This window comes from Colwellia sp. MB02u-14 (assembly GCF_014076915.1).
In the GTDB taxonomy this organism is placed as follows: Bacteria; Pseudomonadota; Gammaproteobacteria; order Enterobacterales; family Alteromonadaceae; genus Colwellia_A.
Window position 1 is genome coordinate 232967 of the sequence record NZ_JACGUX010000080.1, and the last position, 21051, is coordinate 254017.

Sequence of the window (21051 nt, forward strand, 5' to 3'; positions counted from 1 at the left end):
TACAAATTCCATTCCAATTAATAACATAAATTAACCATTTCAACCTTGTCTGATCATTATCAGTTCGGATATTTATCTCGTCAAATATACTGATAATTCATGCGAGTGTCAGGTGAAGTTAGCTTATTTATTATGCTTACACAAAACTTATTGACTCGTAAGCTTTTAGCGTTAAGGAGTTATTATGCAACATATTTTAGTTTGCCTTGATTTTTCTGAATTATCTAAACAGGTAATACCATTCGCGGTGACTTTAGCACGCGGTTTTGGTGCTAGAATTACCATTTTGCATGTGCTTGAAAAATCTGATTTAGACTTCAATGCGCCAATGGATTGCTTTGAGTGGGAAATGCAAAAGCATGAAGCTACACGTTACCTTAATACCATTCAATCTGAGATCAGAAATTGCGATGTTTTAGTCTCTGCAGAGATAATAGAAGGCCAACCTGCAGAACAGATTCACCATTGGATAAATACACACGATATTGACCTTACGGTACTTTGCAGTCATGGAACTAACGGACAAACACAGTGGCCGTTAGCAAGTACCGCTCAAAAATTAATTTCAGGAACCTCCAGCGCCATATTGCTCATACCTGCCAAATCACTGGCGACACACAAAAGGCATGACAATAATTCGACGCTTTTTTTTCGTAGATTATTAGTGCCTTTAGATGGTTCGAGTTGGGCTGAGAGTGCACTCGCCTATGCTGTTAATATCGCTAATTATCAGCACTGTGAAATGGTCCTTGCGCACGTGATTCCAGAATCAGGCATTACACAAATGGAGCCGCTAAATTCAGAGGGCTTAGCTCTTGCTGAAAATATAAGAGAGTACAACTGGAACATTGCCTCGCACTATCTCGATAAAATAGAATCACGTTTAAAATCAACGACAGACATTCCAGTTAAAACATCATTGATTAATAATCATGGTGTTGCAGATGAATTAATTAACATTGTTGATGCTCAAGCAATTGATATGGTGATTATGTCAGCCCATGGAAGTTCTAACCACCAAGGCCAATATTGTGGCAAAACTGCCCTCGATTTTCTAGAAAATTGCCACGTGCCCGTTATGCTTTTACGTGGAAATATATCGGAGAGAAAATCAGTTGATAAACTCGATTATTCGCTACTAGAATCGTCGTCTCGCTTGCCCTTACAGGCGGCTTTATGACTTATGAGTTTGGAGCGTTAGATACGGGTTTTGTTGAAATAAAAGCACAAGAGTTGGCATTAGGTCACGTACTGTCTTCGAAAAAACCGAAGCCAATTCCATTGCTTATTGCCTTGCCTAAAATACCTAACTGGATAGAAAATGCTAAAAAGTCGTTTAATACTGCTGATATAAATACGGCAAAAGTAGCGGAATGGATATTTGATAATAGTTATGTGTTAGAGCGATCCCTCCAAAAAATAAAAATTGATATGCCTGAGGATTACTACAAGCTTTTACCGAGCACACAAAGTAGTAAAGGTCATGACCGTTTACCGAGGGCTTATCATATAGCCAGTGGTTTACTCGCCGCTGGCGGTATACAAATAGCTATGCCGATATTGGTTGATTTTATTCAGGCATATCAAAAAGAATCACCTCTTGATATCGCTGAATTATGGGCATTACCTACGCTATTGCGCTTAGCGTGTATTGAGCTGGTTATGGCCAGTGTAGTGCGTATTGTCCCCGAACTTAACTTACCTTATAAACCCAGCAAGGCAGGGCAATCAGCAGCCACTGCTATTGATGATATTGATTGTTTAGGGCGCGCATTACATTGTTTATCAGTAATTGAAACGATTCCATGGCGTACTTTTTTTGAACAAGTGAGTGTCGTCGAAAAGAAGTTGCGTAATGATCCCGCTGGTGTTTATGCTCAATTAGATTTTGAAAGTCGAGATAGATATTGTAAAAAAATTGAAAAATTAGCGCGTGCTACGTCTTACAGTGAAGAAGATATAGCGCGTTGTACACTCGAACTGGCAGACGAAACTGAATCAAATAATGAAAGAGAGAGCCATGTAGGTTTCTGGTTGGTAGATGATGGACAAGTTGTTTTAGAAGAAAAAGTGAATTATTACCTTTCATGGAAGCAACGCGGTAAACGGTTACTACAAAAACACGCTATTACTGTGTACTTATCGCTATTAGTCTCGTTTATCGGCGTAACTGAATTTTTTGCCTGTTATTATTTGTACATTAACCACGCCAATATAGCGCAGTTAGTGCTTGGCTCGTTGTTGGCACTTATTCCTGCTTCTATGTTGGCAGTGTCTACATTGCATTGGACTTTAACCAGTTTACTACCACCACGCATTCTTAATAAACTCGATTTTGATAAAAAAATCAATCCAGATTTTCCTACGGCGATTGTCATACCGACCTTGCTCGGCAGTATTGAGGAAATTGACTCACTGCTTATACGCATTGAGCGACATTATTTATCAAATACCGATCCCGCGCTACATTTTGTGTTACTTACCGATTATTTGGATGCCTGCCAAGAAACTGAACCAACTGACAACCAATTTTTAGGGCATGTTCGTGAAGGTATCATAGGGCTTAATGACAAGTACCGTGCTAATGGAAAAGCTCCTTTTTACCTGTTACACAGAGATAGAAAATACAACGCGAGTGAACGTTGTTGGATGGGGTGGGAGCGCAAACGGGGAAAACTTGATGAACTTAATCACTTCTTACGCGATGAAAAATGTTCCGCGTTCAGTCTTAGTGAAGGTGATATTTCAGCCCTGCGCGCCATTCGCTTTGTTATTACCCTTGATAGCGATACGCAGTTAAGCCGAGGAATGGCGGCGCGTTTAATTGGTACGCTAGCTCACCCGTTAAATCGTGCTGTTTTTGATGATAAAACCGACAAGATAATCGCGGGATATAGCATCATTCAGCCGCGTATTGAAATAGCACCGTCGCGTGCAGAGAGTACATGGTTTTCACGATTAGCATCGGGTGACCGTGTTATAGATATATACAGCCAAGCGGTGTCTAATGTTTATCAAGACCTCTTTGGCTGTGGTATTTTTGTTGGCAAAGGTATTTATGATGTATCCGCATTTAGACGGTGTTTAGGGGGCTGTGTGCCAGAAAATACGGTGTTAAGTCATGACTTATTTGAAGGCATTAAAAGTCGTGTGGCGCTAGCCTCAGACATTGTACTTTATGAGGATTTTCCTAATCACTATTTAGCCTTTACACGTCGCTTACATCGATGGATACGCGGAGACTGGCAACTCCTTCCTTGGTTGAAACGTCAGGTTAGGCTAAGTGATAATAGCTATTGCCGAAATGACATTGATTTAATTGAGCGCTGGAAAATTTTTGATAATTTACGACGAAGTGTATTAGCCCCAGCTTTGCTTTTATGGCTAATGGTAGGTTGGATTTGGTTACCGGGTAACCCTTTAGTGTGGACGGCGTTAGCGCTTATTGCGCCGGTGGGTCACCAAATAGGTCATTTCATTATTGGCATTACTCGACATTTTCATTGGAATGACTTTGAAAATTTAGGCCCAAAAATATTATCCAATACAGGTCGTTGGCTTATGTTGATTGTTTTTCTGCCACACGAAGCCATTGTTGCCCTTGATGCGGTAATTAGAACACTCTTTAGAATAACAATCTCTCAACAAAATTTACTGCAATGGGTAAGTGCAGCGCATACAGATAAACATTTAAAAAATAAAGATTCTTCATGGTATTACTGGCGAGAAATGGCGCCAGGAATTTTATTAACTTGCTTGTTCGCGATTATTATTTTTTACACAAAGGTAGCCGCATTACCTATTGCGGCTCCTTTTTTAATACTTTGGTTGCTATCACCAGAAATTGCCCGGTTAATCAGCCAGCCAATACCTAAAACAGTCGAGCAATTAGATGAGCATGATGTTGTTTTTCTAAGGCGTCTATCTCGACGTACTTGGTTATTCTTTGAAACATTTGTTGGGCCTGCAGACCATTGGTTACCGCCTGATAACTACCAAGAAGACCCTCATGGTATTATTTCTCACCGAACGTCACCCACCAACATTGGCATGATGTTTCTATCAAATCTCACAGCTTGGGACTTTGGTTATATTGGGCCAACTGAACTTGTTTCACGCGTACTTGCGAGTCTCGATTCACTCTTAAAACTGGAGCACTACCGAGGGCATATTTTTAACTGGTACGATACCCAGACCCTAGAAGTACTGTTACCACGTTATGTATCAACGGTTGATAGTGGCAATTTGGCGGCGGCATTATTAACGCTTAATGAGGGATGTAAAACTATACAAAACAGCCCAGTATTTTCTCCTACACGTTGGGATGGTTTAATGGACACCATCGCACTTATTGAAGAGGCAGTAGCTAAACTCGATTGTGATAACAAAGAAGAATTTACAACACTGTGTGAGCATGCGGCCCAGATTCGTAATAAAGCGGCAACTGCGCGCGATAATACCGAGATTTGGTGGTTAACCATACAAGAGTTCTGTGAGTATGACTTTATTGAATTTGATCGCCATTTGGTAAATATCTTGGCGAAAAAATCATCTGCCCATGGGGTCACTTTTTTACGAAATATTCGTGTATGGGTAGGACGAGCACATGCACATTTACGTGATATGCAACGAGATCTGGACAGGTTATTTCCATGGTTAACCATGCTAACTTGTCCGAGCACCTCAGAGCATGAAGCCGATGCGCTGAAGTATCATGATGGCTTAATTATGTTACGCCGTATATTACGGCCAACACTGCCACTGGCCGAAATATCACCCGCGTGTGTCATGGCTAAAAAAATCATCCTAAATTTACGTGAAGAAAAACCGCATTTATGGAACGAAAATCCAGACAATGCCATTTCTGTATGGTTGACGACCCTCGATAATTCTCTCAATACGTCCATGCAAAATGCCTTAAAACTGGAAAAAAATCTGCGCACTATATCAAAAAAATGTCTTGCTGAAGTTGCCAGAATGGATTTTCGTTTGTTGTATGATGAATATACACAACTCTTTCATATTGGTTTCAATGACAGTGCTGGCGTGATGGATCCCCATCACTATGATTTATTGGCGTCAGAAGCTAGGCTAGCCAGTATTGTTGCTATGGGTAAGGGCGATATACCCACCAAACATTGGTTCGCATTGGGTCGTTCGATTACCAAAGTATCGGGTCAAAATGTATTGATATCTTGGGGGGGGACGATGTTTGAGTACCTAATGCCTCGCTTATTAATATGCAGTGCAGAAGGAACCTTACTTGCCCAAAGTGAACAGGTTGCCGTAGATGAACAAATTAGAAGTGGTGAAAAACGTTCAACACCTTGGGGAATATCTGAATCAGGTTATTCGACGGTAGATATTCAACATAATTATCAATATCGTGCGTTTGGTGTCCCGAGTTTAGGGTTCAAGCGTGGCCTAGAACTCGATACCGTTATTGCGCCTTATGCTACTGCGTTAGCACTGGCTATTTATCCTCAACGAGCCACTGATAACCTAAAACGACTCAGTGAACTGGGCATGTTAAACCTTTATGGTATGTATGAGGCAATAGATTATACCCCAAGCCGTTTACCTCTAAATCGTGATTTTACTATTGTTCGCTCACATATGGCGCATCACCAAGGCATGATATTTGTTGCGTTAGCTAATGTATTGTTTAAAGAGCCCCATGTAACGCGTTTTCAACGCAGTACTATTGTGCAAACGGTTGATCTGTTGTTGCATGAACAACTGGCGTTAGATAGTTCACTTGAATTTCCAACCGATGCTATCACCAAAGCGGAAGAAGCAATTGATTTTGAGGTACATAATCTACCTCATCTACCCACGTGGAAACCGGCATTGTGTGGTGCTTTTCCCGAAGTTCACGTATTGGGTAATGGTCGCCTCAATACGTTGATCACCGACTCTGGCGCGGGTGGACTTAACTGGCGACATAATGCGTTAACCCGTTGGTCGCCAGACACTACCCTTGAAAGCCAGGGCGTTTGGATATATCTGCGTGATGAAGACAGTGGTGAAATGTGGTCTGTTGGTCGGCTACCGATGAATAAAACCAATAAAAAGTACGATGTGGTTTTTCACTCACATATGGTTGAATTTCATCGACAAGATCATGGTATATCATTACGTATGGACTTAACCGTGTCGGCGAATGATGATGTTGAAATTCGCCGTATAACGTTAATTAATGATACCCAACAGGTACGTCGTCTTACCATAACAACGTATGCTGAAGTTGTGCTTACAGCACCCAGCGCTGATCAACGCCATCCGGCGTTTAGTAAGTTGTTTATTCATAGTGAACTCGCTAAAAGCATGAATGCGCTTGTATTTGAACGTCGTTCACGCGAGCCGAATGAAAAGCCTCCTGCGCTTATGCATCGCTTTTTGTGTGATAGCGATGCCGTAAAATTAACCAGTTTTGAAACAGACCGTGCGCACTTTATGGGTCGTAACGGCAGTTCACAAAATCCTCAAGGACTTCGTGATGGCTTGTCAGAATCTCTGGGTTGGACCTTAGACCCGATTATGTCTTTGCAAGCAACTGTAGAGCTGTCTGCATTTGCCACAGAAAAACTCGCTTTTGTTACTATTGCGAGTAGCTCGCGTCGGTCTTTGTTTGAGATAGCCCACTGTTATGAAGTGTTATCCTCTATTGATTTAGTGTTTCACGATGCGCTGTTCAAAGCCAGTTTAGGCATGAAAAACTGTGAATATGCAGTACCTTACTTACCCCAACTGCAAAACCTTTTATCCGTACTCATGCAATCACATGCAGCGCTTCGGGTAGAAGAAAGTGTCATTAAAAAAAATAAATTGAATCAGTCTGCACTTTGGGCTTTCGGCATTTCAGGTGATTTTCCCATTTTACTGTTCCGTTTACATGATGAAACTAACGTTGCTTTGCTTCGTGTGCTCATGTGTGCTCATCAGCAATGGCATATAAAAGGCCTAGAAATTGATTTTGTTATTATTCATGAGGGAAGTAGCGGCTATATTGACGAAATTAGTGACAAAGTTCAGGGGCTGTTACAGGACATTGGCGCAGAAACTCTACTTGGGCAACGCAGCGGGGTACATTTACTTCACCTAGGTCAAATGTCCCTTGAACAAGGAGATTTACTTAGAGCGAGCGCTCATGCGATTTTAAGTGACTATGATTCATTAGATAAACCAATAATATCACAAGATAGCAAAGAAAATTGCTTGCCAACGTTTGTCGCCACAGCAGCACAAATAGGCCCAACAGTAAGTCCGCCAGTTGAACGTCGTACTGATCTCGTTTGCTTTAATGGTACCGGCGGCTTTAGCCCTAAAGGTGATGAATATGTTATTTATTTAGCGCCAGATCAAACCACGCCAGCACCATGGTCTAACGTACTCGCCAATGAAAATTTTGGTTGTTTAGTGTCTGAAGCTGGTGGTGGTTACACTTGGGCTATTAATAGCGGTGAAAATAGACTCACCCATTGGGCAAACGACCCTGTTAAAGACTGCCCGAGCGAAGTGGTGTATATACGTGATGAAGAAACAGGCCAAGTTTGGACAGTTACGCCTGACCCCATTGGTACGGGTAACCTTTGTGAAATAACACACGGTGCAGGTTATAGTCAATGGCGCAGCAATTCACACCACTTAGAACAAGCGCTAACCGTAATGGTTGCCCATGAGGACCCTGTTAAAGTAACGCGCTTAGCATTGAAAAATACCCAAGGTAAAGCGCGACGTTTAACAGTTACCTATTATGCAGAACTAGTATTAGGTGCAGCACGCTCGAGCAGTGCGCCTCATATTGTGACGGAATTTGATCCCAAGACAAATGCACTACTCGCGAGAAATGTATGGAATGCGGCTTTCTCTGAACGAATGACTTTTTTGTGTTCAGATAGACAGGTTCATGGTTTCACCGGTGACAGATCTGAATTTTTGGGGAGAAAAGGTAGGTTTAGCACACCCGAAGCGTTAGAGCGTTGGGGGCTTAGCGGCTCCGTGGGCGCTAAATTTGATCCCTGTGCCGCGTTACAAATACATGTTGATGTGCCTGCTAATGGGGCTGCAGAGGTATTGTTTTTATTTGGTCAAGGTGATGACCCAAAACACGCACAAGCGCTCATCGAAAAATGGCAGCAACCACAAACTCTCCCAGAAAATTGGAAAAAAGTGCGCGCACGCTGGTCACGTTTATTCAACTCACTGCAGGTTAAAACCCCAGAGCCTTCATTTGATTTAATGATGAATCAATGGCTACTCTATCAAACGTTAGTTTGTCGAATTTTTGCTCGCTGTGGATTGTATCAATCAAGTGGTGCTTATGGTTTTCGAGATCAACTACAAGATGTTATGGCATTGGTCTATGCAGAGCCAGCAATAGCACGTAAACATATCATAGAAAGTGCCGCGCACCAGTTTGATTTAGGCGACGTGCTGCATTGGTGGCATCCGCCAATGGGCAGAGGTGTGCGAACCCATTTTTCAGATGATTTGCTATGGCTGCCTTATGTCACCGCTTACTATGTCGACGTTACTGGGGATAAAACTATTTTTGATGAACAAATACCTTTTTTAACGGGTGAGCCTTTGGGCCACAGAGAAGAAAATCGATACACCCTATATGAGCGAACGTCAAAGGGCTATAGCTTATTTGAGCATTGTAAGCGTGCATTAAATCGCGGTATTAACTCGTCAGGTAAACATGGTTTGTTGTTGATGGGCGCTGGTGATTGGAATGACGGCATGGACCGTATTGGCGCGCGTGGACGAGGTGAGAGCATATGGTTATCTTGGTTTGCCATTGCGGTGATTGAATCCTTTACTGATATACATGAAATGTGGCCTGAAAAGCTGTCGGTAAATGTGTGGCGTGATCGCGCAAAAGAATTAGCGCAGGCCATTGAAAAATCAGGCTGGGATGGTAAATGGTATCGACGCGCTTATGACGATGAAGGTCAGCCGTGGGGCTCAGCAGGCTGTCAAGAATGCCGTATTGATTCCATCGCACAATCATGGGCTACCTTAAGTGGAGCAGGGGATCCTGAACGTGCTGCCCAAGCATTACAATCAGCACAAGATGAACTCGTCGACGAAGAGAATAAGGTTGTGCTCTTATTAACACCTCCCTTTGATGCGACCATGCGAGATCCGGGTTATATCAAAGCTTATCCTCCAGGCATAAGAGAAAATGGCGGACAATACACGCATGCTGCTATTTGGCTAGCGTGGGCGCTAACGCGTCAAGGTGACGGTGACGGTGCTATGCGTATTTTTCGGATGCTTAATCCGATTGAACATTCGTTAAATCAAGAGGACATGAACACCTATAAAATAGAGCCTTACGTCATCGCAGCTGACATTGGCAGTGTATCGCCACATGTCGGACGGGGTGGTTGGAGTTGGTATACGGGTTCATCGTCTTGGGCATATCGCTTAGGCGTCGAAGCCATTCTCGGTATTAACTTTAAAGCAAAACACCTTGCTATGAATCCCTGTATTCCCAAATCATGGCTTGGCTATAACGCAACGTTAACGCGTGATCATGGTGTAATAGAATTATGTGTTGAAGATAATCAAGGGGTAGGGCACGGCGTGGCTGAAATCACCGTGAATGGTGAAACAATTACTGGCAATAAAATACCATTACCGGTTAATGATGAAGTGCTTAATGTTGTCGTTAGATTAGGCTAGATTTGGTGAGATAAAATAAATGACTTATAGCAAAAAATGAATATTACAATATCTATTAGACAGGCTAAATCAGCATAGCAGTGAAAAACGTTGATGATTAATGTTGTGCTTGATTTTTCTCAGGAACCCAAAGCGCCATACGCATTCAAAGTGTTACAACAACAAGTTGTGCTTTAAGTGCCTGTATTACTTGGGGAAATTATTAATTTAGTTCAGCCAGAGAACTTGTCTTTGGTGATATTATTAGATTACGCATGGGTGATGTGATGCCCGCGGGTGTGCAATTATTTAATGATGACTTTATCTCAATTGATAAGTCATTACTTACAGCAGAGTCACTATCTGTTACCAAAAAAGAGAGCGTAGTCGACTACATGAATACCATAATCAAACAGGGGGAATGCAAGTGTTGGTTATGAATACGGGACAACATACTGGTTTTAATGCCGTTATTGCCAAAGTATCACAAAAAGAACGGAGTCATTTTCATAAAATGGTTATACGCATTGGTAATTTTCTTATTGCGCTCATTCTGGGCTTGGTCACACTTATTCTGATTGATGTTTATAAAATGTTAACTAACAAAACTACGTTATGATGTAAGGCTAAATGCTTAAAATTCCCCTACGTAATACTAGTCGCTACTAAAAATGCGGTGCTTCATAGTATTGTTAGATTACTTTAGGGAAAAATAGCTACCTATAATTTAAACCTAAATTAAATATGTGGCTTTAATAACTCGGTTTTATCGCCAAAATATCACAATTTACTTGGTCTAATATATTTTCCGCCGTTGTGCCGACAAAACCCGAATGTAGTCGTACACCCATAATCAAGAGATCAATATCTTTGTCTTTGGAAATATCAATAAGATGAGCAGAAGCTATTCCATGGACTAAATAGGTGTTTTTCTCATCTAAGCCATAATGCTCTATTAAATGGGCAAATTCACTTTCGTGATATTCCTGTTGCTGATCTTGATATAGTTGATAATCTTCTGTAGAAAGATGAAAACCGAAAAGACCACTTCCCATTGATGGTCCTATTTCTTGACCAATCGGATCATAAGCATGGGTAACGTGAGCAACCGCGTTAAAAAATTCTGACATCATCGCGTTAGTATCAAGAATATCCTTATCTAAATTTGTGCGTTCGTCTTCAACTTTCTTCAAATCTACAGCAGCCATTACATTGTTATAGGCAGTAGTTGAGGGGGATTTTGCTAGCAACAAAGGTACGGGACAAGCTTTTAATAATTGCCAGTCGTTTGGTGTAAAAAGTAATCGCTCAAGCAAAGGATGTGGATGAGTCGATTTAATGACTATATCAGCATGGCATTGTGTCACTTTTTTTAGAATTTCAGCATAAAGCGGTTTATGCCATCTAACTTCGGAGCTTACTGATATATTTTCTTGGGTAACTTGGGAAAGATAAGTATTAAGCCAGCGTTGTTTTGTTTTCAAATAATGATGAATAATTTCTTCTCGCGGATGCTCTTTATTAAACCATTTAGGGGTAAGGCCACTCTGATGTACCACCAAAAATAACTCTATGCTTGCATCAAATTTTTTTGCAAATTGAATCGCTCTAACCAAGGCAGGTTGTTCGTCAATGGTAGGATCCATAATGACAAGAATATGTTGTATTTTCATCGTAACGCCTCTTTCATTAATTAACTTCCCCCATTGTCGTTCATTGAGACCAATGTTCGTTTGGGTGCTCTTGCTTTGTTTATTAATAATAACATCGAGGGTAATTAAATCATTTAATATTGGGCTAAGACTACTGTGTATTAGGGGTTTTTCTGACTTATGTCAGTTGTTGAAAAGTTTATTACGGTACTTCAGAGCATACGCTTGCATACTTAGTTGCTTCATTAAAATATACAACGAATCGTTGTACCTTTATTTGGCGATGACTCAATGAATAAACTGGCATTGATACTGGACGCACGATACTGCATGATATTTAAGCCAATACCTAAATCCGTTTTATTTTCATCTAGGTCAATACCAATACCATTATCATAAATCACCAGCATCATTTGCTTTAAATGTGTTTTCAATTTTAACGTGATCTCTGACGCTTTTGAGTGTTTTATTGCATTATTAATCGCTTCTTGTGCTATGCGGTAAACTTGAGTGGCAGTGGTGTTATCTGAAACTTTTAATATTGTTGAGAACTCAACTTGGCTTTTCATGTTGGCTTTATCAACCATTTTCATTAATTGAATTAATGCTTCCTGCAGTTTTTGAGGCGGGAATAAAACGGGAGATAAACCATGGCTTACATGACGAGTTTCCCCTATGGCTAAGCTTATTTGCTCTATTATCTGCTCTAATGTTTTACTACTTTTATCATCGGTATTTTTTATATTTCGCTTTAAGTCACTGGCCAATAAGTTAATGCCTGTTAAGCGTTGCCCCAAGTTGTCGTGCACGTCATGGCCTATTTTTTCTTGTTCTAGGGTACTGATATCAACGATGGCTTTCTTTAACAAGGTTAATTCGCTTAAATCATTAATAATACTAATAAAAACCTTATCATTGGCCGTTGCCGTGGTTGTTAATCGAATAGGAAATTGACTACCATTTTTTCTAATCGCCTTTAATTTTTTTGGGGCTAGTGTTACTATTTTACGGCCAATATTAAGATCAGTATTTCGTCTCTCTTTTGTATTTTCAATAAATACAATGGGCACTAATTTCTCAATGTTTTTTCCTAAAATTTCAACTGCGCGATAACCAAACATATATTCTGCTGCTTGATTAAAATCGGTTATTACGTTCTTATCATCCATAACAACAATGGCTTCTGAGGCATATTTCATTATGCTAGTCAGTCGTATCTCACGGTCATTAAGTGCTTTTGTGCGTTCTTGCACGCATTGCTCTAAGTGCTTTTTTTTGTGGTAACTTTCTGTGACTTCAACAAAGGTGATGACAATGCCATTGATATGGTCATCAACCGTGCGATAGGGCACTATTCGTCTTAAATAACAACGATTTTTCTTACTATCACCTAAAGTCCAAACGTCTTTTTCAATCGGGGTCAGTTTATCGAGTACTTGGCGGGCGTCGGTCAGTAGATCGTTATTAGTCACCTTCGCGGAAAAATCACTAATCGAGCGGCCTATGTCACTTTCTCGTAAGTTCAGTAATTCACCTATTGCGGGGTTAAATAACCTGATTTGTAATTTTCTATCAAGAAAAATCGTTGCAATATCAGTGCTAGACAGTAAGTTTTGGGTATCATCACAACTTTTTTCTAACTCCTCGACTTTAAATTGTAATTCACTATTGACGGTGTTGAGCTCTTCGTTCATTGATTGCAATTCTTCTTTTGAGGTTTCAAGTTCCTCATTGGCTGATTGCAATTCTTCATTCATCGACATGACTTCTTCGTTTGATGCTTTGAGCTCTTCGTTAGAACTTTCAAGCTCTTCAACTGTACTTTGTAAATCTTCTCGTGTTGCGTTTAGCTCATATTCTAGTTGTTCAATAATGCTTGAGTCATTGCTCGATAAACTAAATGTTGTTGAAGGTATGACTTTATTACTGGCAGAGCCTTGCTTTTCTTCAAAAGTAATTAGCAGTAAATCACTCGGAAATTTAGGATCAAATACCGGCCGCACCGTTATTGTACAAGGTACATAGTGGCCATTACGTTTAACTTTAGCGTCAAGGTCGACAATGGGTTGATTTTCTTTAAGTACATAATCGACAGCGGTTCGAATGCGAGCGCGCAAACCTTCACGCAGTAATGTTATTATATCGTGAGTTGGCGTGCCTTTAGGAAACTCTAAAAAATTAACAGTCGGCCCTTGAAAATGTAATATTTCATAAACGCGATTAATGAGTACCGCTGCGGGCGCATATTCTTCTAAAAGATCTCTGTTAACAAGTTCGGCAAATCGAGCTGGTGGCGTGGCATGATAATTCATTGTTTTATAATTATGTTTCGTTGTGAAGTTTTGATGTGTATTACGCTCAATAGGAAAATTAATCGACATTTTATTTGTCGCTTTAATTGACTTAAATAACCGCCATTTTTTAGAGAGTGTTTCAAATTTATTTTTATTATTACCTAATGATTCTGAAGGGCCAAGCATTAAAACCCCGCCGGGTTTTAGCGCAAAGTGAAAGGTATTGAGCACATTGCTTTGTAATTCAGGTTGAAAATAAATGAAGAGGTTGCGACAACTAATGAAATCAAGACGTGAGAAAGGTGTATCACTGATCAGGTTTTGTGTCGCAAAAATAATCGTTTCACGTACAACTTTTTTAACTTGATATTCGTCTTTAGCCGTTAATTCAAAAAAACGGGCTAAACGATCAGAGCCAATATCTCCAACAATACTTTTAGCGTAGCGGCCTTCACGGGCAACTTTTAATGATTGCTCATCAATATCACTGGCAAAAATTTGAGCAGAGACTGGTTTGTGAGCTTGCTCAAACGCTTCAAAAACCAACATAGTGATGGTGTATACCTCTTCACCAGTAGCGCAAGCAGGTACCCAGATACGCAAAGGGTTTTCTTCTGAGCATTGTAAAATGAGTTGAGGTAAAACCTCATCAGCGATAACTTGAAATGCTTCGTTGTCTCGAAAAAAAGCGGTTACTCCAATTAATAAATCTCTATTTAATGCGGTAGCTTCTTCAGGGTTAGCCTTTAAAAAAGCGTAATATTCTTCGAGAGTATTTGACTGATTAACGCACATACGTCGCTGAATACGTCGTAGTAGCATATTTTTTCGGTAACCACTAAAATCATACTTAATGCGCGTACGCAAATAAGCCAATATGCGGAACATACTTTTCAGTATATCTTCTGTAATGGTATTAGTTGTTGTTTCTAAATAAGGATGCGATGCATATTCAATCAGCATCGCTGGCATATCCTTAGGTGAGGCAATCATATCAACTAAACCAGTATCAATTGCATTTTGCGGCATTTGAGCGTAATGAGTGGTCAATGGATCTTGCACCAGAATGAGACCACCGGCAACTTTAATATCTCGAAAGCTTAACGTACCGTGACAACCGGTGCCTGATAATATTATCGCAACACTACGTTCACTTTGGTCCTTAGCTAGGCTGGTTAAAAAATGTTCGATAACATTCCAGCATTGGCGAGGGGAGGAGATATTATTGAGTTGTAAATGTTGGTTCGAAATAGAGACTTCTTTACCTGGGGGTAAAATATAAACGTGATCTGCTTTGACCAGCATATTGTCTTCAATTTCGAGTACTGGCATGTTGATTTTTGTCGCCAGTAGGGGAGCCATTAAACTTTGATTATTGGGATCTAAGTGAGGGAGCAGTACAAAGGCTATACCAGTATTTTTAGGCATCTTGGAAAAAAAAGCTCTAAAGGCATCAAGACCACCTGCAGACGCGCCCATACCTATAATAAGGCTAGGTTTATTTTTATTATTTATACTGTTTATTGACATTTGATACTCAATAGCTCTTTCTAAAACACCTTCGGTAGTAGGGTAAGTATAACGAGTTATGAATTTTATTAATATAACAAGATATTGTTGTATAAGTGTTATTTAATCTTTTTCTAGCGCCCACATTATTGCGGCCCTAATCAATTGTGTACCTGAGGTTAATGATAGTTTGTCTTTTATATGGCGCCGATGTGTTTCAATTGTTTTAACACTCAGTTTTAAGTTATTCGCAATGTCTTTAGTCTTTATTCCTTTACTTATTAAATCAAAGACTTGTAATTCTCGGTCGGTAAGTTTTGTCAGGATATTATTTTTGTCATAGAGTAGATAATTTGACTGAAATTGCTGGTTTAACAAATTTTCAGCAATTTCTGGTTTAACAAATATTTGGCTTTTTACGACCTCTCTGATGCCGAGTAATAATTTTTGTGCTGAGTCTTGTTTGTTAATATAGCCTGAAGCGCCATTATTTATAGCACGTTCTGCATAAAGCTCGTCATCATGCATTGATAAAGCAATTATCTGCATTTGTGGTTTCCAATAATGAAATTGTTTTATTAAATCAAGGCCATTACCGTCGGGTAATGAAATATCAACAATGGCGACATCGGGGTTTAAAAAGGGTCGCATTTTAAGTGCTTCATCAACGCTGCTTGCTTCGCCGCATAATGTTAGGTCAACCTCACCATCAATTAGTTGTCGTAAGCCTTGGCGAACCAATTCATGGTCATCAACAATAAATACTTTGGTGATACTAGGTTTACTCATCAGCTATCTCCTTAAGCTTAATGAAAATATTAATAAAGGTCATTACCAAAATCACCCAATGGTATTGTAACATGCTTTATCACTATCCGTAATTGGACATATTACCAAAATAATAAAGTGGATAAACTGATAAATGTCAGTGAGTCTTTTAATGCTCCCGCCTAAAATAAATGATACGCCTACCCGTAAATAATTAAATGGGACATTAGTCGTAAGGTGATATTTTAAATTCAACATTTTCAAATTTAAATTCAAGATGTTATGACGATATTGTTCAAATTAATTACATATTAAGAAGTCATTTAAAAGGCAAAGGGTCATCGAGAGATAAAAGTGACCTAGTCACCTTTCATGCTTTGCACAAAAAAAAAGGAGTCACTATGTCAGACATAAAAGTTGATAACCATAACGGCAATGAACCTATCAATGTTACTCAACCCGATAAAAACTGGTTGTTTATTCCCAGTGAATTACCTGTATTGCCGATACGTAATACCGTACTTTTTCCTTATAATGTCATTTCTATTTCGGTTGGACAAGCGAGATCAATTAAACTTTTAGAAGATGTTTTTTCAAGTAACAAGTTATTAGCTATTGTTACTTATAAGGATCCTAATACTGAAGAACCTGGCCCTGATGAACTTTATTCTATCGGGTGTATTGCTCAAGTTATTAGAACCACGCAAGGCGAAAACGGTCATATTAATGTTTTATTGCAAGGCTTAGAAAAGTGCTCTGTTGATCATTGGTCAAAAGACCAGCTCTATTTAAAAGCTGAAATAAATAAGCTGGAAGACATTGAACCGGAAGATGGCGATTTTGAGGCAGAGGCCGTACGCATTAATTTACTGAAATCATTTACTCAGTTGATAACTATTCTTTCATACTTACCCGACACGTTAGTTCATACACTGACACAAACTTCAAATTACCGCCAGCTAACCTATTTGATTAGTTCGAGTATGCGATTAAAAGTAAAAGATGCGCAAGAAATTCTCGAAGAGTCTGATGTGTTAGCCAATATGTTAAAATTGATTGATTTGGTTCAGCATGAAATGAACATTCTGGAGTTAGGTCAAAAAATACAAACAGAAGCCCATGGTGAGATGGACAAAGCACAAAGAGACTATGTATTACGACATCAAATCAAAGCGATTCAACGAGAATTAGGCGAAGAAAATGGCCAAAATATAAAAATAGAAGAATATAGAAAAAAAATTGAAGAGAGCGGCATGTCAACTGAAGCGAATAGACAAGCGTTACAAGAGTTGTCTCGTTTAGAGCGTATTCCCGAAACGTCTTCAGAGTCAGGAATAACAATGACCTATCTTGATTGGTTGACCGCTTTACCGTGGAATAAAATAACTGAAGATGTATTGGATATAGAAAAGGCCCAAAAAACACTTGATGAAGATCATTATGGGTTAGATAAAATAAAAATTAGGATTTTGGAATATTTGGCTGTGCGTCAACTTCGTCATCAGCGAAGATCCAAACAAGACGACAACTATGATGGTAGTGATGATAAGTCAGTAAAAATACGACAAGACCGAGAAGGTGTAATATTGTGTTTCGTTGGGCCTCCCGGCATTGGCAAAACATCATTAGGTCATTCAATTGCTCATGCTTTGGGACGTAAATTGATCACCATAAGTTTGGGTGGCATACGTGATGAGGCCGAAATTCGCGGTCACCGGCGAACTTACATTGGCGCTATGCCAGGTAGATTCATCAAGGCATTGCGTGATGTAGGTACTAAAAATCCTGTTATTTTATTAGATGAAGTAGACAAAGTTGGTGGGGATTCACGCGGAGATCCGTCAGCGGCATTATTAGAAGTATTGGATCCGGAGCAAAACAAGGCATTTCGTGATCACTATTTAGAAGTGCCCTTTGATTTTAGTCAACTGATGTTCATTGCTACGGCAAATCAACTTGATTCAATTCCTGGGCCTTTGCGTGACCGCTTGGAAGTGATCACTTTATCGGGTTATACCGATGATGAAAAATTTAATATTGCTCAACGTTATTTACTACCAAGACAATTACGAGAAAACAGTTTGCGACCCGAAGAGTTAAAGATAAGTAAAAATGCTATGTTGCGAATTATTCGTGAATATACGCGAGAAGCAGGGGTACGAAGCCTTGATCGTCGCTTAGGATCAATTTGCCGTAAGCTAGTGATAAAATTAGCAAAAAATGAGAATGAATCACTACATGTTAATTGTACTATGCTAGAAAATTTAATTGGTAAGCCTGCTTTCTCTTATGATATTGCGCAACGTACAGAACGTTATGGTGTGGCAACGGGGCTTGCGGTAACGTCGGTGGGCGGAGAAATTTTGTTCATTGAAGCGAGTGCAATGCCAGGTAAAAAAGGCTTGAGCATCACCGGACAGCTTGGTGATGTAATGCGTGAATCAGCCGAAGCCGCATTAAGTTATGTACGTTCACATGCCACGGCATTAGGTATAGAAAATAAGGTATTCGAAACAACCGATATCCATGTACACATTCCTGCGGGTGCTATTCCAAAAGATGGTCCTTCTGCGGGCGTTGCTTTAGTGACGGTGCTCGTTTCATTGTTAACGAAACGTCCGGTATGCAATGACGTAGGGATGACCGGAGAAATTACCTTACGTGGTTTAGTTTTACCTGTTGGCGGTATTAAAGACAAAATATTAGCAGCACACCGAGCAGGCTTAACCACGGTGATTTTACCTAAATATAATGAAAAAGATTTAAGTGATTTACCGCAGTCAATACAGAATAAAATGACTTTTATTTTAGCTGAACATGTCGATACTGTGTTGAAAAATGCATTTGTAAGCCATTAATAATTTTGAATGTGTGACTAGGTTCAATGTATGAGGTTGGCATTAGTTACCCGAGTTATAGAGTTATATATTTTGAATAATAACGCTCAAAGAGATGAAAACGTTCAGCGAGTTATATTGATTGAAGGCTCTGTTAACTTTGTAGTTCTGGTAGCAAAGTTACTCGTAGGTTTGTCTACAGGGTCACTTGCGATTGTTGGCGATTCCATTCACTCTTTAACCGATGTCATCAATAATGTGGTCGCGTGGGTTATTTGTAGAGTATCAAGCTCACCTCCAGATCGTGAACATCCATACGGGCACCGTAAGTTTGAAACTTTAGCTGTTTTCTGCCTTGCTTCTTTATTAGTTGTACTTTCATTTGAGCTTGGTATTCACGCGATTAATAAAGATGAAACAGAAATAGAAAATTCAACGTGGGGTTTAGGGATTATGTTTGCCGTGTTAACCGCAAACATAATATTGGCAACTTGGCAGCATAAATGTGCTAGAAAATTAAAATCGGATATATTACTTGCAGATGCAACACATACTTTTTCCGATGTATTAACAACGATTGTCGTTATCGCTGGATGGCAATTTTCTGCAATGGGTTATCTTTGGTTAGATAGCGTTTGCGCGCTAGGCGTTTCATTTTTAGTACTTTATCTCGCCTTTGGTCTATTTAGAAGGGTTTTGCCAACGCTCGTGGATCAGTTTGCTTTAGATCCTGAATTATTATCCAACTCCATTAAAGAGGTTCAGGGTGTGTGCGAAGTTAATCGAGTACGTTCTCGCTGGATTGGAAGAGAAAAGTCAGTTGATTTAGTCATTTCAGTTAATCCAGAGTTATCAACAATAGACTCGCACAATATAGCAACAAATGTGGAAACGCATATTGAGAAAAAATACGGTGTATATGATATTTCAATTCATGTTGAGCCAATGCTTAAAAACACATAATAAAGGCAGAAAAAGCATGTCAAAAAAAATTGGTTTACTCACTACACTGTTGTCATTTAAAGTAGTTAATGTAGGTGTAAAGACTGTTTTTATCTAACGTGCATCGACCATAAAAACTGTGATGCCAAAATTTCCTGCATAGCCCTAGATAAATTATTGATGGAAATAGAAATGAAAAATTGCTCTTGTTACAAGCGCTATTAGCGTGGTTTTGTAAATAAACGTGCCGATGACTTTTTAGTGAGAGCCTCTAAAAATGTTAACGTATAATATTGAGTTATCGTATATTGGCGAGTTAGATACACTGCAGCCAAAAAGATATCCGCTAAAGGGAGCGTTACTTTAGCGAATACTTTAGTCGATCTAAAAATTATCTTGTTTGCTTAATCGACTTTTATTTCTATTTTCTTTTGAGCTGCTGCACCAATCTTAGGCACAATAACTTCCAATACTCCCTTATTGCAATGAGCTTCGATTTTTTTAGACTCACTAGAGGCATCAGGTAGGTTTATACAACGATAAAAACTACCAAAACTACGTTCAACACGACGATAATTTTGTTTGTTTTCTTCTATTTTTGATTCCCGTTTACCTTCAATGATCAAGTTTCCATTTTCCATGGTTACTTTGATATCTTTTGGATCAACACCTGGAATGTCAGCTTTAACGATATATCGGTTGTCTCGTTGTTCTATATCAGTGGCAGGGTGCCAATCTGTTGAAAGAAGATCTGACTGTCGACTAAATATAGGCAAGTCACGGCCAAAAAATTGATTCATCTCATCTGATAACTGAGAGAACATAGGAAGTTGTGGCATGGTGGATAATGGTTGATGTTTAAATAATGACATAATAATCTCCAAATTAATGTTAATTAGGCAGTTATGGCTTGCATCAATAACTACGTATAAAATAAATAACATAGAACCAATTACTTGGTTTAAATAGTAGTTTTTACCCTATGTTAAGCGCTGTTCAACGAAAATGTAAACACCGCTACTATCGAAATTGAGATTATCATTTAGGTTTATAATTTCCCTGATAAATGTCACTTGTTTGTTTTAAAAGAACGCCATTGCCGCGGAAGCGGTTTAGTTCAATGGTGGTGCAGATGCCCTTGAACAAGGATAATATTGCATTGATATTGGTGTCTATTGTCGAATTAAATTATCAGTAATTTGGAATGGCCAAACGTTCGCTATACCACAGAGATAGACGCGCTTAAATCTAGTCAACACAACATGTTAGATTAGTATTATTAAGAGGCTGGTTACTTAGAATGTGGGGGGGGGCAAGTCTCTTCCCAACCGCACGACTAAATTATACATTCAGATACCGAAAGGCTGATTCGTGATG

At 39.4% G+C, this 21051-nt stretch carries 9 protein-coding genes and 1 pseudogene; 6 read left to right on the plus strand and 4 right to left on the minus strand.

What is annotated here, in order from left to right:
* Positions 1-184 precede the first annotated feature (184 nt).
* The 4 genes and pseudogenes from H4J52_RS13935 to H4J52_RS13950 all read left to right on the plus strand — a co-directional run bounded on the left by H4J52_RS13935 (position 185) and on the right by H4J52_RS13950 (position 10291).
* Positions 185-1180, plus strand: coding sequence for a universal stress protein (locus H4J52_RS13935; RefSeq protein WP_182224958.1), 996 nt, complete (start codon positions 185-187; stop codon positions 1178-1180).
* Entirely contained in the window at positions 1177-9693 is an 8517-nt protein-coding gene (locus H4J52_RS13940) for a GH36-type glycosyl hydrolase domain-containing protein (RefSeq protein WP_182224959.1), read from the plus strand. The genes H4J52_RS13935 and H4J52_RS13940 overlap by 4 nt, the downstream gene beginning before the upstream one ends.
* 227 nt (positions 9694-9920) lie before the next feature.
* Positions 9921-10112: pseudogene (locus H4J52_RS13945) on the plus strand (hypothetical protein); the annotation flags it as partial.
* The gene (locus H4J52_RS13950) at positions 10109-10291 is read left to right on the plus strand and encodes a hypothetical protein (RefSeq protein ID WP_182181282.1); all 183 of its coding nucleotides are present in this window, start codon (positions 10109-10111) and stop codon (positions 10289-10291) included. The pseudogene H4J52_RS13945 and the gene H4J52_RS13950, both read left to right, overlap by 4 nt.
* Positions 10292-10424: 133 nt before the next feature.
* Here H4J52_RS13950 and H4J52_RS13955 read toward each other — a convergent pair whose 3' ends face one another.
* From H4J52_RS13955 to H4J52_RS13965, 3 genes are all read right to left on the minus strand, one after another.
* Positions 10425-11345, minus strand: coding sequence for a universal stress protein (locus H4J52_RS13955; protein ID WP_182181281.1), 921 nt, complete (start codon positions 11343-11345; stop codon positions 10425-10427).
* Between the two features lie 224 nt (positions 11346-11569).
* A complete protein-coding gene (locus H4J52_RS13960) occupies positions 11570-15148 on the minus strand; it encodes a CheR family methyltransferase (RefSeq protein WP_182224960.1) in 3579 nt (1192 codons plus the stop codon).
* A gap of 102 nt (positions 15149-15250) precedes the next feature.
* Positions 15251-15916, minus strand: a complete 666-nt coding sequence (locus tag H4J52_RS13965; protein ID WP_182224961.1) for a response regulator transcription factor — start codon at positions 15914-15916, stop codon at positions 15251-15253.
* Between the two features lie 380 nt (positions 15917-16296).
* Here H4J52_RS13965 and lon point away from each other — a divergent pair, with 380 nt between their 5' ends.
* Together lon and H4J52_RS13975 are read left to right on the plus strand one after the other, a co-directional pair.
* On the plus strand, positions 16297-18753 hold the full coding sequence (gene lon / locus H4J52_RS13970; protein WP_182181278.1) for an endopeptidase La: 2457 nt from the start codon (positions 16297-16299) through the stop codon (positions 18751-18753).
* 30 nt (positions 18754-18783) lie between these two features.
* Positions 18784-19695: a cation diffusion facilitator family transporter gene (locus H4J52_RS13975; protein WP_182181277.1), complete on the plus strand. Its 912-nt coding sequence runs from the start codon at positions 18784-18786 to the stop codon at positions 19693-19695.
* A 383-nt stretch (positions 19696-20078) separates the two neighbouring features.
* Here the strand turns inward: H4J52_RS13975 and H4J52_RS13980 are convergent, their stop codons facing one another.
* Entirely contained in the window at positions 20079-20546 is a 468-nt protein-coding gene (locus tag H4J52_RS13980) for an Hsp20/alpha crystallin family protein (protein WP_182181276.1), read from the minus strand.
* Positions 20547-21051: the final 505 nt, after the last annotated feature.

What these genes read in the sequence shown, in the direction of transcription:
- H4J52_RS13935 (WP_182224958.1), top strand. Translation starts at nt 185, where the DNA reads ATGCAACATATTTTAGTTTGCCTTGATTTTTCTGAATTATCTAAACAG.
- H4J52_RS13940 (WP_182224959.1), top strand. Translation starts at nt 1,177, where the DNA reads ATGACTTATGAGTTTGGAGCGTTAGATACGGGTTTTGTTGAAATAAAA.
- H4J52_RS13950 (WP_182181282.1), top strand. Translation starts at nt 10,109, where the DNA reads ATGAATACGGGACAACATACTGGTTTTAATGCCGTTATTGCCAAAGTA.
- H4J52_RS13955 (WP_182181281.1), bottom strand. Translation starts at nt 11,345, where the DNA reads ATGAAAATACAACATATTCTTGTCATTATGGATCCTACCATTGACGAA.
- H4J52_RS13960 (WP_182224960.1), bottom strand. Translation starts at nt 15,148, where the DNA reads ATGTCAATAAACAGTATAAATAATAAAAATAAACCTAGCCTTATTATA.
- H4J52_RS13965 (WP_182224961.1), bottom strand. Translation starts at nt 15,916, where the DNA reads ATGAGTAAACCTAGTATCACCAAAGTATTTATTGTTGATGACCATGAA.
- lon (WP_182181278.1), top strand. Translation starts at nt 16,297, where the DNA reads ATGTCAGACATAAAAGTTGATAACCATAACGGCAATGAACCTATCAAT.
- H4J52_RS13975 (WP_182181277.1), top strand. Translation starts at nt 18,784, where the DNA reads ATGAGGTTGGCATTAGTTACCCGAGTTATAGAGTTATATATTTTGAAT.
- H4J52_RS13980 (WP_182181276.1), bottom strand. Translation starts at nt 20,546, where the DNA reads ATGTCATTATTTAAACATCAACCATTATCCACCATGCCACAACTTCCT.